Genomic DNA, 14038 nt, shown 5'->3' on the forward strand with positions numbered 1-14038 from the left:
GCCAAAAATCGTCATGACCGACGCAAGAGTGACCCGAGCCTGCGTAGCGGCGCAGTGAATTTCCAAGAACTGCTGTCTTGCAAGGCCATCAAAGCATATTCCGCAGCTTCCAGACGCTGAGCCTGATTGGCAAGGGTCTCGTTCTGATTTTCGACCCGGGCCAGACTTTCTTTCAGTTCGTTTTCCCGAATGCTCAGTTTTGTTTCAGTCCGCAAAATCTTGTCTGCCTGATCACGGGCTTTCTTGGCCAGCTGGGTGTGCTCAAGCTGAGCTTGGTGAAGCTCCGCCTCTTTCTCGCCAAGCCGGGATTCGAGCCCGCGCAACCGCTCTGTCATCACCTGCTTGTCGGCATTGCCAAGCCGGGTGAGCCGCGCCAGATCGCCGTCGAGTTCGGTCACCCGGGACCGCGCCGCCTTCAACTCGGACGCGGTCGCACGATGCGCGGCGTTTTCTCGGTCGAACTTCTCCCGGGTCTCGCGCAAGGCCCGCTCGGCGGTTTGCTGCGCGCTGCGGATGCTGCGAAGTTCGGTTTCCAAATCAATGACCGCCCCGGTCAGGCGTGACATTTCCTCGGCGCGCGTCCGCAGCTTTTCGTCCTGTCTGGAGGTCTCTGCCCGCGCCATCTCAAGCGCCGCCCCGACCTCTTCCGCTTCGGCACGGCGCTGCTCCAGCGCACTCTGGGTCTGCGCCAGGCGGTCGCTCAGATCCTTGATCTCGTTGTTGGCGGTATCCAGTTCCGCACGGGCATCGTCCAGATCACCCGTCAACCCCTTGACGCGGTCGGCCGCGGCATCGCGTTCCTTCTCGAGCCCGGCGATCCGCTCGCCCAGAGAGCTTTCGGTCTGCGCCAGACGGTCGCTCAGGCACTTGATCTCGTTTCTGGCGGCATCGAGGTCCGACTGGGCAGCGTCCAGATCACCCGTCAACCCCTTGACGCGGTCGGTCGCGGCATCGCGTTCCTTCTCGAGCCCGGCGATCCGCTCGCCCAGAGAATTTTCGGTCTGCGCCAGGCGGTCGCTCAGGCCCTTGATCTCGTTTTTGGCGGCATCAAGGTCCGCCTGGGCAGCGTCCCGCTGGCGCTGCGCGTGCCGGGCGCGATGCGCTTCGGTCTGATGGCTTTCCTTCAGTTCGTCATATTTCGCCTTTTCTTCTTTGCGCTTGCTCTCGCTCTCCTGCAGCTTGGCCCGATTGGGCGCGTCATCGCGCACGATTTCAACGAGCTGAGCAAAGGCTGGCGCGGCTGCGTTGAACGCGGCGCGCATCTGGTCGAAAGCCGCATGGTCGGCTGCATCCTCGCCGGTCTCAGCCCAGCGTTCGAGAATCGAGAAAGCGCTGCGCACCCAGTCCGAAATGAAGGGATTGCGCAGCACCCGCGTTTGCGGTTCGTCGAAATGCCGAAGATCGGCCCGAAGAAACGCATCGATTTCGCGGGCGGAACCGGGCGACATCCTTGGCAGAAGCAGATCAAGATCCTCTTCGATCTGGCTCGCCATACTCGCCCAGTCCGACAGCAGGTGCCGGTAACTGGTGAAGGTCCGCGACATCCCGCGTGACCCGTATTCGGCGTCAAGCACGTAGCGCAGCCAGATCAGGACGCCAAGATCACGCGGCAAGCCGTCCCGCTTTTCCAGCGACGCGGCCACTTCCAGCGGATTGCGATGCGTGTGCACCACCTTTACCGCGCATCCCGCATCATCCAGCACACCGGCCCAGAACGGCACGAAACGGCAAATCCTCGGATCCTTGAGCAGAAAGAGCGGCGACGTACCGAACTCAGCCTGCAACGCCTCGGCGGCAGCCGCCCGAAATTCGGCGCCGCGCGGGCTGTCGAACCAGCGCGGATTGAACTCGGTCCAGTCGTCCCAACTGCTCCCTGCGGATTTCAGAAGCCGGTTGTGCAGCCCGTAAAGCACCTGAGATTCGAAATAACCCTGCTCATTCGAAGCGTTCGGCTTCATCTCCTGTGCAGGGCGATCGCAGCCAAGGATCGATAGCACCCCGCCAAGTGCCGAGGTGCCCGACCGGTGCATCCCCAGTACCATCACGGCAGTGCGCTTGGGCGCGACGGTGTTTTTTGTACTCATTTCGAGTTCCTCTGGTTCTCGCTCTTGCTGGTTCTCCAGCGCCTCTTCCAGCATCACGGTCGGAGCGGTCGATTCCGGCAGGCGCACCGTCCCGGTCGCCAGCCCCAACTCCGTTTGCAGAGCATCGACGCGCAGCCAGTCGATCGGCGTGATCTCCTTCAACGGGGTATCCGCGGTGATTTGAGGTGCAGCCACATCGCCGGCATCGGTTATGAAATCAATACCGAACGTATCGCGCAGATATGTCAGATTCTCTGTCGGCCGATCAAGCCAGGCCGCGAGAGCATTGTGCAGCTTCGGTGACGGAGCCGGTCCGAGTTTTTCCTCGGCCTCGCGCAGCGCCGCTTCGAAGGCGATGGTTTCGCGGCTGCGCTTTCCCCAACTGTCTTGCGGCAGGCTGGCGCGCCACTGTTGCAGCACATGCATTCCGGCACTGGAAAAGCTCTTGTTGGACCCCGGCCCACGGATATCGGACGGCAGATCGATGCCCAGGACCTGGCGGGCAAAATCCTGCACGATGTCACCCGAATAAAGTGCGGTGCGGTCGAAGTCGCGAACCTGCAGCCCGTAGTGGCGCCCCAAAGTCTCCATCACGAAGCGGTAACTTGGCGTGCTGGGGGTGATCACGCGATGATCCGCCTTGAGCTGCTGTTGCAGCGCAGACAGGTAATACGCCGACGGCCGACGCACATAACACATGACCTTGCAGCTTTCGAACTGCGCGCAAAAAGCCGAGAAAGCCGGATTCTCGGCGAAATAGGGTCGAAAGAACCACGCCTCGGACGACAGAACGACGGTATCGATATTGGCCTCGCGGGCCGTGACCTGCGCGTTCAGCCGGTCCAGCATGTCCTCGCCGATCCGGGCCAGGCCGCGCGGATCGCGCGCATAGATGTTGCGCAGGAAATTCGGGGGGCGGTCGCTTTCGTGCAGCAGGCACAGATGGGTATGCGCATGACCGGTTCCCGGAACCAGCGGATAAAGGACGCCGCGGTCGGCCAGAATATCGGCATTGTCGCGCAGCATGTGCTGAATCGCAGTGGTACCGGTCTTTGGCATCCCGATATGAATGACAAGCTTCATAGGCCCACTCCGCACGGCTCATCTTGACTGCCGCGTTACTCCGGCGACGGTTCGATACCGGCCCTCTGTAAATCTCAGCCAAGGCCTGCCGAACCGGTCGCGCCGACTGTTAGTGTATGCAGGCTTGGGTGTCCATCAACATGGTTGCGGCATCCCGGCACTGACAGGCTGCCGGTACAAAATGCCAAAAAACGCGCCGGTCTCCGCGTTGTCCTGCCCGCTGTTCGCGGCACGCCCGGGGCCTGAAAGCCGACTGGATCGGCCTTGATAAGATGCAGGGGCGCCAAGATCACGGCAGTCGCGGTCCAGATCAGGAAAGCGCGTTCAGATCCCGCAAAATGGAACTCAGGCCCGTGCGCCAGTCGGGGCGGGCGATGCCGAAGGCGGCCGTCAGCGCAGCGTTGTCGAGCCGCGAATTGGCGGGGCGCGTGGCAGGGGTGGGAAACTCTGTGGTGGGGATGTCCACGACCTCTGGCGACAACCCGGCCTGGGCAAAGATTTCGCGGGCGAAATCGGCCCAGCTCACGTCCGGCCCCCCCGAGAGGTGATAGGTGCCGGTCTTCGCGGGGTCGGCGATCAGCTGGTCGGCGATGGACAGGCAGGCGGCGGCGATATCGGCCGCAGGCGTCGGCCCGCCCACCTGGTCGGCGACGATGGTAAGCCGGTCGCGCTCGGCCCCGAGCCGCAGCATGGTCTTGACGAAGTTCGCCCCATGCGCCGAGACCACCCAGGAGGTGCGCAGGATCGCGTAGGCGCCGCCTGCCGCGCGCACGCCGTCTTCGCCCGCCAGCTTGGTGCGGCCATAGGCATTTTGCGGCGCAACAGGGTCTGTTTCCACCCAAGGGTCCGTGCCGCTGCCATCGAAGACGTAATCGGTCGAGATATGCACCAGCGGAATGCCCTGCGCCGCGCAGACCCGCGCCATGGCGGCGGGGGCGTCGCCGTTGATCACGGCGGCCTCGGCCTCGTGGTCCTCTGCCTTGTCGACGGCGGTCCAGGCGGCGGCGTTGATCACGGCGCGGGGCTTATGTGTCTCTATCGCTGCCGAACAGGCGGCGGGATCGCTCAGGTCGGCGGCCTCGCGGTCCAGGCACAACACCTGATCGCCCGCCTGCCGCGCCAGTTCCGTGGCCACCTGGCCGTTCTGACCGAAGACCAGGATCATGTGCCTGGGCTCCGCCTGTTCGCGCCTGACCCCGTCCCCGGGACGGGCGCCGAGACGGCGCTCACTCCCAGCCGTTCACCGACGCCCTTGCGGCTTTGCAGCGCGCGCCACCAGTCCTCGTTGTCCAGATACCACTGCACGGTGCGGCGCAGGCCTTCCTCGACCGTGACCGACGGCCGCCAGCCCAGTTCGGCGCGGATGCGGGCGGGGTCGATGGCATAGCGCGCGTCATGCCCAGGGCGGTCGGTGACATAGGTGATCTGCTCGGCATAGGAGTGGTTTGCCGGGCGCAGCTCGTCGAGGATGCCGCAGAGCGTGGTCACCAGTTCGAGGTTGGTGCGCTCGTTCTCGCCGCCGATGTTGTAGCTGCGCCCCACCTGCCCCTTCTGCACCACCAGCAGCAGCGCCTCGGCGTGATCCTCGACATAGAGCCAGTCGCGCACGTTCGACCCGTCGCCGTAGATCGGCAGGTCGCGCCCTGCCAGCGCGTTGAGGATGATCACCGGGATCAGCTTTTCTGGGAAGTGATAGGGGCCGTAGTTGTTCGAGCAGTTGCTCAGCACCACCGGCAGGCCGTAGGTCTCGTGCCAGGCGCGCACCAGATGGTCGGAAGAGGCTTTCGAGGCGGAATAGGGACTGCGCGGATCGTAGGGCGTGTCCTCGGTGAACTTGACGCCCGGGTCGGCGGGCAGCGAGCCGAAGACCTCGTCGGTCGAGATGTGGTGAAAGCGGAACGCCTCGGGCCGGCCCTGCCCCACCCAGTAGGCGCGCGCGGCCTCGAGCATGTTGTAGGTGCCGGTGATGTTGGTCTCGATGAAATCGCCCGGCCCGTCGATGGAGCGGTCGACGTGGGATTCCGCGGCCAGGTGCATCACCGCATCGGGTGTGTGTTCGGCAAAGGCCCGGTCCAGCGCCGCGCGGTCGCGGATGTCGGCCTGCACGAAGGTATAACCGGGGTGATCCGCCACGCTCGCCACGTTGTCGAGACAGGCCGCATAGGTCAGCGCGTCGAGGTTGATCACCTCATGCCCGTCGGCGATGGCGCGGCGCACCACCGCGGATCCGATGAAGCCGGCGCCGCCGGTCACAAGCAGTTTCATGGCTCAGCCCTCATAGACGAACGGCGTTTCGAACTCTGCCAGCGGCGGCGCGGCGGCATCCTTGTCCGACAGAAGCGGTGTGCCGTCGAACCCCCAGTCGATGCCGCAGCTGTCCCAGCGCACCGCGCCGTCGCACTCGGGCGCGTAGTAATCCGTGCATTTGTAGAGAATCTCGGTATCGGGTGCCCGGGTGACAAAGCCGTGCAAGAAGCCCGCGGGCACCAGCAGTTGCTTGCCGTTCTCGAACGTCAGCTCGCACCCTACCCAGTGGCCGTAGGTCGGGCTGCCGCGGCGGATGTCGACGGCCACGTCGAAAAGCGCGCCCTTGCCGCAGCGCACCAACTTGTCCTGGGCATGTGGCGGTGCCTGAAAGTGCAGCCCCCGGATCGTGCCGACCTTGGCCGACAACGAATGGTTGTCCTGCACGAAATCGTAGTCGAGCCCGGCCTCGGCCATGCGCTGACGGTTCCAGCTTTCGCTGAAGAAACCGCGATCGTCGCCGAACCGGCGGGGCGTCAGAATCAGAACCTCTGGAATGGCAGTCTTTTCAATTTCGAGCATCAAGAGCGGTCCCACGGAATGTCTATCGCGGCACCTCCCTTACACGGGATGACACCCAAGCGAAAGCTCCGGAAACGGGGAGGTTCCGGCCAGCCACAAGACCGGCCGTACGGTGGACTAAGGGGATGTTGATACCGCGCGCGCAGTTTGCACGGCAATAACAGACGGAGCCCACCCCATGGCCGATACCTCCCCCGCCCTGTCGCTGCCCTATCTGGCGCCCGCGCAGGCGCAAAAGCACGTCACCCACAACGAGGCGCTGACCCGGCTCGATATCCTGGTGCAGCTGACCGTCACCGCCTTTGCCGCCACCCAGCCGCCCGGCGTGCCCGAAGAGGGCGCGGTCTATGCGCTGGGGACAGGCGCGCAGGACGCCTTTGCCGGGCAGGACGGGCAGCTTGCCGCCTATCTTGACGGGGCGTGGCTGTTCGTGACCCCGAAACCCGGCTGGATCGCGACCGAGGCGGACACCGGCCTGCTGCGGGTCTACCGCGACGGCGACTGGCAGGAAGTGGCCCCCGATTTCGACGATCTGGACGGGGTCGGCGTGGGCACCGCGGCGGACGCCACCAACCGGCTGGCGGTGCGTGGCCCGGCCAGCCTCTTCACCGGCGACGGCGGCGGGCACCGGATCAAGGTCAACAAGGACGCCGCAGCCGACACCGCGTCGCTGCTCTTCCAGTCGGGCTATTCGGGCCGGGCCGAGATCGGGCTGGCGGGGTCGGAGGCGCTGTCGCTCAAGGTGTCGGACGACGGCAGCACCTGGACCGAGGCGCTGCACGTGCGCGGCGACAACGGCAATATCGGGCTGGGCACGACCGATCCGAAATACCCGCTGCACATCCACCGCCCCAACGGGCTTGGCGCCTCGATCCTGCTCAGCAACGGCAACTCGGGCAGCGGCGCCACCGACGGGTTCTGGTTCGGCTATTCCAACGCCGCCTATTTCTGGAACTACGAGGCGACGGCCACCAATTTCGCCACCGCCAACACCACGCGGATGACGATCACCGCCGCGGGCCGGGTCGGCATCGGCACCACGGCCCCGTCCTGCGCCCTTGACGTGTCCGGCCCGGTGCGGCCCGGCAGCTATGCCAGCGCCAGCCGCCCCGACGCCGCGGCGCAGGGCGCGGGCGCGATGATCTACGACACCGGGCTGGCGCAACCGCTCTGGAGCGATGGCACGATCTGGCGGGATGCCACGGGCACGGCGATCTGACCCAGGTTGCCGCGCGGCCCCTAGCTCCGCCGCGTCTTCACCCAGCCCAGAAACGCCGCATCGGCATTGCCCAGCCGCTTGCGCCCGCTCTCGGCCCACCAGCCGCGCCACTGCGCCTCGAGCGCATAGACATCCGCGCCGGGCACAAGGCTGCGCGCCTGCTCCAGCGCCTCCGGGCTCAGGCTGGGCGCGCCGATCGGATCGATCACCAGACCCCGGCGGGTGAACCGCATCAGGTCCCCCTCGGCTTCGGCCATGTCATATTCGGGCAGGTTGGCATCCTGGGCCATCCGCCGCAGCGCCGCGCGAAAGACCCGCAGCGGCGCGGTCGACCCGGCCTTCTTGTGCAGCGTGGCCACGCTGACCGTCCAGCTGGACTGGCGGCCGCAATGCTTGCGCGCCAGTTCGTAGATCCGCCGCTCCAGCGGTTTGCGCAGGCGGAAATACTCCCGGCTCAGCGTCAGCACCGACCGGCCCAGCACCGCGCGGTAGATCCATTCCGACAGCGTCACCGTCACGCTGATCATCCGCCCGCCGCGCGACCGGCGCACGATCTCCCAGCTTTCGATCAGGCCGAAGCCGCGCGTCGTCTCGATGCCGCCCGTCGCCAGATTGGTGGTGATGCGCGTGCCCGCCAGCCGTTCAAAGGCTTCCTTGAGCCGGGTGTAGGCATCGCCCGAGGTGTCGCGGTTGGTGGCCACCAGCAGATCATGCGCCCTGAGCTGCAGCGTCCGGCTGATCGCCCTGCCTGCGTTCATCGCCGCCATCAGCTGGCTCACGCAGTAGATCAGCACGTCCTTGTCGTGGATCGTCGCCCGGCCCTTGACCGAGGGGGTGACCTCCACCTGCGTGCCGTTGTGCTCGTAGCTCAGCACCCGCCGGTCGGGCCGGGTCGAGAGCGAAAAGATCGGATGTTCCATCGACCCCAGATCGTCCTTGGGGGAGGCGCCGAAGATATCGCAGACGAAAAAATCCGCCGTCGGATGCCGGTCGGGTAATCGTCCGCCGCCACCCGCAGTACCTGCTGGGGTCATGCCTTTTGCCTCATCTGTCCCGCGGCCTGCTCTGCCGCCCTGCCCCCGGTTTTTCTTGCGAATCTGCTTTCGGGGTTTCAGTGACGCCTAGGCTAAAGTTATCCACAGCCTGCGTCCAGCATCGCCTGCCCCGGCATCGGCGGATCGGAGTCGCCATAGCGGGGGATCGGAGTCGCGCCTTCGGGGGTTCAGAGTCGCCGTGGCTTTCCGGGCGGCGATTTGACCCATGAAAAACAGGGCTTTGCAGAAAGGCCCCCTACCCCGTAACGTATGAACTAACAGAAAATAACAGGGCTTTGGGTGTTAGCACCCCGACGGCCCCGGTGCCAAATCCCTGAAACCACGCGCTATTTGCTGAGAAAAGCACAGTGATGTGCGGGTTTTGCTTTCATGTACGCGGTTTTCTGGTACTCTGCCTAAAAGGGCGCACATAGAGGCGCCGGGGGGATATCCCCACAAAAAACACCCCTCTGGCACGGGACGAGCAGCAGATGAAATCCGACCCCCGGGGCCCCCTGCCCCCCTATTTCAACATCGACCCCGACGCGGCCCTTGCCGCGCTTGGCGCACCCACCGCCACCGACGGCTTTGGCCAGATCGCCCGGGCCTGCACCGCGGGGCGCGAAGACCTCGCCTCGCGCGGGCTCGAGGAAAACGGCGCGCGCCAGCTCAGGCTTTTTTCCACATGGGAGATCACCCGCTACCTCATCCCCGTCGCCGTGGGCCATTTCCGCCGGGTACTGAAGCAGAACCCCGACCTGCCGCAGGGCCGGTCCGAAACCGACGGCGGCGCCAAGTGGTTCACCCTCGACGAGGTGCTGCGCCTGCGCGCGCATTTCGGAACCGAAGGGTCGAAGGCCAAGGAATACCTGCCCTACCGGCCCAAGGGACAGTCCGCCAAGATGGTGGCGGTGGCCAACTTCAAGGGCGGCGTCGGCAAGACCTCGACGGCGGCGCATCTGGCGATGTCCGCCGCGCTTGACGGCTACAAGGTGCTGGTGATCGACCTGGATTCCCAAGGCTCCATGACCTCGATCTTCGGCGGCAAGGTGGCGGATGAATGGCAGACGGTGTTCCCGCTGCTGGCGCGCCACTACGCCCGTCACCAGCGCGTCGAAAACCAGCGCCGGATGGACCGGGGGGATGCACCGCAGCCGCTCGATGACACGCTGTCCGAAGCGCTGGAGATCAGGGCGCAAAGCCTCGTCCAGAAAACCCACTGGCCCAATATCGACCTCATCGGCGCGCAGCTGAACCTCTACTGGGCCGAATTCCAGATCCCCGTCTGGCGGATGCAGGGGCGCGGCTGGAAGCTTTGGGATGCGCTGACCGACAGCCTGGCCGAGGACGGGGTGCTGGATGCCTATGACGTGGTCTTCATCGACACGCCCCCGGCGCTTGGCTACCTCACCATCAACGGGCTCGCCGCGGCGGATATCCTGCTGGTGCCTTTGGGCGCGTCGTTCCTCGAATTCGACAGCACGGGCCGGTTCTTCGACATGCTGCATTCGACCTTTGGCAGCATCGAAGAGGCCGAGAACATGGCCGCCCGCGCCCTGGGTCGCGAGGGGCTGGCCTTTCAGTGGGATGCGGTGCGGGCCGTGGTCACCCGCTATGACGGCAGCCAGCAGGCGGAACTGGCCGCCCTCATGCAGGCTTATCTGGGCCAGACCCTGTCGCCCCACCGGCAGGATTTCACCGCGCTCATCGGGCAGGCCGGCGAACAGGTGCAGGGCATCTACGAGGCCGACTACCGCGACTTCAACCGCGAAACCTATGCCCGCGGGCGCGAAACCTTCGACGCCACCTATGCCGCCTTCAAGCAACTCCTGATCGGGTCCTGGCGGCGCGATGAGCTGGGTGCGCAGGAGGCGGCGGAATGAGCGGGTCATATTTGACCAGATGGTCAAAAGTTTCGCGCGCGAAACATCCCGGCGCGATGCTTTCAGACTCTGTTGAGGGCGCATGCGCTCTTATCCCGGGCAAAAGGAGCCTTTGACATGGCCAAGCGCAAACGCCTGACCCCGCCCAATCCCGGTTATCTGGACACCGCCCCGGAGCCGCAGGCGAAAGGCATGTTCGCCGCCGCCCCCATCGCCGATGTGGCGCGCGAGGCCTCCTCTGCCGCCGCCCTGGACGAGATGGCAGACACCCTGAACCGCGCCCGAAGTGAGGGGCGGATGGTGCTGACCCTGCCGCTGGGGGACATCCAGCTGGATTACCTCGTGCGCGACCGCACGCTGGTCGACGATGCGGATATGACGGCGCTGATGGAGTCCCTGCGCGCCCGGGGCCAGCAGACCCCGGTCGAGGTGGCGGATCTGGGCGGCGGCCGCTTTGGCCTGATTTCGGGCTGGCGACGGTGCGAGGCGCTGCGGCGGCTGGCGGCTGAGACCGGCGAAGACCGGTTCACCTCGGTCCTGGCCCTGCTGCGCCGGCCCGAAGAGGCGTCCGACGCCTACCTCGCCATGGTCGAGGAAAACGAGATCCGCGTCGGGCTGAGCTATTATGAGCGCGCCCGCATCGTGGCCAAGGCTGCGGAAAACGGGGTCTATGCCAGCGAAAAAGCCGCTTTGGCCGCGCTCTTTGCCGCCGCCTCCCGGCCCAAGCGGTCGAAGATCGGCAGCTTTCTGACCATCGTGGCACAGCTTGATGGCGCGCTGCGGTACCCCGAGGCGATCGGTGAACGCAGCGGCCTGACGCTGTCGCGCGCGTTGGAAGACGATCCCGGCCTGGCCCCGCGCCTGCGCACCGCCCTTGCCGCCACGCCGCCCGCTGATCCGCAGGCCGAACAGGCGCTGATCGACGCGGCGCTCAAGGCTCCGGCGACCGCGACGAAACAGACCCTGATCCGGCCCCAGACGCCGCCTCCGCCCGCCCCGGTCACCAACATCTTTGCCGATCCGCAGGAGGGCGAGCGCCTGTCCGAAGCGCAGGCGCGCAGCGTCCGGACAGGCGGCACAGAGATCGCGCCGGGGGTCTGGATGCGGGTGTTCTTCAACGGCGACATCGCCATCAGCGGCGACAACCTGCCCGCCGATCTGCACAGTGAACTGCGCGCCTGGCTGACCGACAGGCTGTGACCGGCTGGGCGCTTCCGCCCCCCGGCGCGACCTGCTAGACCGGGGCAGCCATGCCCGAGGATGCCATGCCCGACACCGCCGCCGCCCCTGCCGCCACGGCCACCGATACCGCCCGCGAGGTGCTGACGCTCGAAGCCCGCGCGCTTGATGCGCTGTCGGACGCGCTGCCCGAGGATTTCGCCGCCGCCGTCGATCTGATCTTGGGCACCACCGGCCGGGTGATCGTGTCGGGGGTGGGCAAATCGGGCCATGTCGGGCGCAAGATTTCCGCCACGCTCGCCAGCACCGGCACGCCCAGCTATTTCGTCCATGCGGGCGAGGCGAGCCATGGCGACCTGGGCATGATCGCGGGCGGCGATGTCTGCCTGCTGATGTCAAACTCGGGCGAAACACCGGAACTGGCGGACGAGATTGCCTATTGCACCCGCTTCGACATCCCGATCATCGGCATGTCGAGCAAACCGGACAGCACCCTGATGCGCGCCGCCAGCCTGCGCCTGACCCTGCCGCAGATGCCCGAGGCCTGCCCGATGGGCATGGCGCCCACCACCTCGACCACGCTGATGATCGCGCTTGGCGATGCGCTGGCCGTGGCGCTGATGAAGGCGCGCGGCTTCGAGATGGCGCATTACCGGCATTTCCACCCTGGCGGCAAGCTGGGCGCGCAGATGAGCCGGGTGGCGGACCTCATGCACGGGCGCGACGCTTTGCCCTTGGTAGACCCTGATATGCCGATGCAGGAAACCCTGCTGGTGATGTCGGCCAAGGGCTTTGGCATCGCCGCCGTGGTGGCCGAGGATGGCGCGCTGATGGGGATCGTCACCGACGGCGATTTGCGCCGCAACATGGACGCGCTGATGCAGCGCAGCGCCGGTCAGATCGCCACGAAACACCCCGTCACCGTGACGCCGGATGTGCTGGCGGCGCGGGCCCTGGCGATGATGAACGACCGCAAGATCTCGGTCCTGCTGGTGGTCGACGACAGCGGCCATCCCGAAGGCGTGCTGCACATCCATGACTGCCTGCGGGCGGGCGTCGCGTAAGGAGCCGTGATGAAAACCACCCTGATCATCCCCGCGCGCTATGCCTCGACCCGGTATCCGGGCAAGCCGCTCGCCGAACTGACCCTGCCCACGGGCGAGAAGAAGAGCCTGATCCGGATGAGCTGGGAAGCGGCCACAGGCGTGCGCGGCATCGACGCGGTATATGTGGCCACCGACGATGACCGGATCGCGGATCATGCGAAGGGCTTCGGCGCGCAGGTCATCATGACCTCCGAGGGTTGCCGCAACGGCACCGAACGCTGCGCTGATGCGCTGGATCGGGCCGGGATAGAGACGGATCTGGTGGTCAACCTGCAGGGCGATGCCCCCCTCACCCCGCCTTGGTTCATCGAGGATTTGATGGCCGCCATGGCGGCCGATCAGACCGCGCAGGTGGCCACCCCGGTGCTGCGCTGCGATGCGCTGACCTATGGCCACTTCCGCGAGGACCGCGCCGCGGGCCGCGTCGGCGGCACCACGGCGGTCTTCGGGACGAACGGCCATGCGCTCTATTTCTCGAAAGAGGTCATTCCCTATATCGACCCGGGCAAGCTGCCCGATCCGATCCCGGTCTTTCACCACGTTGGCGTCTATGCCTACCGCCCGGACGCGTTGCGCGCCTACATGGGCTGGCCCGTTGGCACGCTCGAGGCGCTGGAAGGGCTGGAGCAGTTGCGGTTTGTCGAAAACGGCGTGCCTGTGGCCTGTACGGAAGTCGATGGCCGCGGCCGGGTGTTCTGGGAGCTCAATAACCCCGCCGACATCCCCCGCATCGAAGCCGCATTGAAGGAGCTTTAGATGGATATCCTCGACACCCGCACCGTCACCGTGGGCGATATCGCCATCGGCGCGGCCCATCCTTTCGCGCTGATCACCGGACCCTGCCAGCTGGAAAGCCTGGATCACGCCCGGATGATGGCGGAAAAGATCGCCGAGGCCTGTGCCGCGACGGGCACGCGCTTCATCTTCAAGGCCAGCTACGACAAGGCCAACCGGTCTTCCCTGGGCTCTGAGCGCGGCCTGGGGATGGTGGCGGGATTGGAGATCCTGGGCCGGATAAGAGACGAATTCGGCTGTCCGGTGCTCACGGATGTGCACCTGCCCGACCATTGCGCCCCCGCGGCGCAAGTCTGCGACGTGCTGCAGATCCCCGCCTTCCTGTCGCGCCAGACCGACCTCTTACTCGCTGCCGGAGAGACGGGGCGCGCCATCAACATCAAAAAGGGCCAGTTCCTTGCCCCGTGGGACATGGCCAATGTCGCGGCCAAGGTGGCGAGCACCGGCAACAACAACATCCTGCTTTGCGACCGTGGCACCAGCTTTGGCTACAACACGCTGGTGAGCGATTTTCGCGGTCTGCCGACGATGGCCGCCACCGGCTATCCGGTGGTGTTCGACGCCACCCATTCGGTGCAGCAGCCGGGCGGGCAGGGCGCGACCAGCGGCGGGCAGCGCGAATTCGCGCCGGTGCTGGCCCGCGCGGCCTGCGCGGTGGGGGTGAGCGCGCTGTTCATCGAAACCCACCAGGACCCGGACAACGCCCCCAGCGACGGGCCCAACATGATCCCGGTGGACCGGATGGCGGCGCTGATCGGCCAGCTGCGCGCCTATGACGATCTGCGCAAGGGGCAGGATAAAATTTGATCAGATGGTCAAAAGTTTCGCG

General features: G+C 65.9%; 11 protein-coding genes. 6 read left to right on the top strand and 5 right to left on the bottom strand.

Features of this window, described 5'->3' with window-relative positions:
* Positions 1–11: 11 nt before the first annotated feature.
* From ACOXXX_RS18125 to rfbC, 4 genes are all read right to left on the bottom strand, one after another.
* Entirely contained in the window at positions 12–2933 is a 2922-nt protein-coding gene (locus ACOXXX_RS18125; RefSeq protein ID WP_422828020.1) for a hypothetical protein, read from the bottom strand.
* A 544-nt stretch (positions 2934–3477) separates the two neighbouring features.
* On the bottom strand, positions 3478–4332 hold the full coding sequence (gene rfbD, locus ACOXXX_RS18130; RefSeq protein ID WP_422828021.1) for a dTDP-4-dehydrorhamnose reductase: 855 nt from the start codon (positions 4330–4332) through the stop codon (positions 3478–3480).
* A complete protein-coding gene (gene rfbB / locus ACOXXX_RS18135) occupies positions 4329–5432 on the bottom strand; it encodes a dTDP-glucose 4,6-dehydratase (protein ID WP_422828022.1) in 1104 nt (367 codons plus the stop codon). Before rfbB ends, rfbD begins: the two co-directional genes overlap by 4 nt.
* A gap of 3 nt (positions 5433–5435) precedes the next feature.
* Positions 5436–5993, bottom strand: a complete 558-nt coding sequence (gene rfbC / locus ACOXXX_RS18140) for a dTDP-4-dehydrorhamnose 3,5-epimerase (RefSeq protein WP_422828023.1) — start codon at positions 5991–5993, stop codon at positions 5436–5438.
* A gap of 178 nt (positions 5994–6171) precedes the next feature.
* On the opposite strand from rfbC, the gene ACOXXX_RS18145 reads away from it, so the two are divergent.
* Entirely contained in the window at positions 6172–7212 is a 1041-nt protein-coding gene (locus tag ACOXXX_RS18145; RefSeq protein ID WP_422828024.1) for a DUF2793 domain-containing protein, read from the top strand.
* A gap of 20 nt (positions 7213–7232) precedes the next feature.
* Here the strand turns inward: ACOXXX_RS18145 and ACOXXX_RS18150 are convergent, their stop codons facing one another.
* The gene (locus tag ACOXXX_RS18150; RefSeq protein ID WP_422828025.1) at positions 7233–8246 is read right to left on the bottom strand and encodes a replication initiator protein A; all 1014 of its coding nucleotides are present in this window, start codon (positions 8244–8246) and stop codon (positions 7233–7235) included.
* 491 nt (positions 8247–8737) lie between these two features.
* Between ACOXXX_RS18150 and ACOXXX_RS18155 the strand changes: the two genes are divergently transcribed.
* The 5 genes from ACOXXX_RS18155 (at position 8738) to kdsA (ending at position 14016) form a co-directional block, all read left to right on the top strand.
* The gene (locus ACOXXX_RS18155) at positions 8738–10129 is read left to right on the top strand and encodes an AAA family ATPase (RefSeq protein WP_422828026.1); all 1392 of its coding nucleotides are present in this window, start codon (positions 8738–8740) and stop codon (positions 10127–10129) included.
* Between the two features lie 117 nt (positions 10130–10246).
* Positions 10247–11329 (top strand): ParB/RepB/Spo0J family partition protein, encoded by a 1083-nt coding sequence (locus ACOXXX_RS18160; RefSeq protein WP_422828027.1) that lies wholly within the window; start codon positions 10247–10249, stop codon positions 11327–11329.
* A 50-nt stretch (positions 11330–11379) separates the two neighbouring features.
* A complete protein-coding gene (locus tag ACOXXX_RS18165) occupies positions 11380–12372 on the top strand; it encodes a KpsF/GutQ family sugar-phosphate isomerase (RefSeq protein ID WP_422828028.1) in 993 nt (330 codons plus the stop codon).
* 9 nt (positions 12373–12381) lie between these two features.
* The gene (locus ACOXXX_RS18170; RefSeq protein WP_422828029.1) at positions 12382–13170 is read left to right on the top strand and encodes a 3-deoxy-manno-octulosonate cytidylyltransferase; all 789 of its coding nucleotides are present in this window, start codon (positions 12382–12384) and stop codon (positions 13168–13170) included.
* Positions 13171–14016 carry a 3-deoxy-8-phosphooctulonate synthase gene (gene kdsA / locus ACOXXX_RS18175; protein WP_422828030.1) on the top strand — a complete coding sequence of 282 codons (846 nt, stop codon included), beginning with the start codon at positions 13171–13173 and terminating at the stop codon, positions 14014–14016. It abuts the gene before it with no gap.
* Positions 14017–14038: the final 22 nt, after the last annotated feature.

The sequence above is a fragment of the Thalassococcus sp. BH17M4-6 genome, assembly GCF_049323015.1.
In the GTDB taxonomy this organism is placed as follows: domain Bacteria; phylum Pseudomonadota; class Alphaproteobacteria; order Rhodobacterales; family Rhodobacteraceae; genus Puniceibacterium.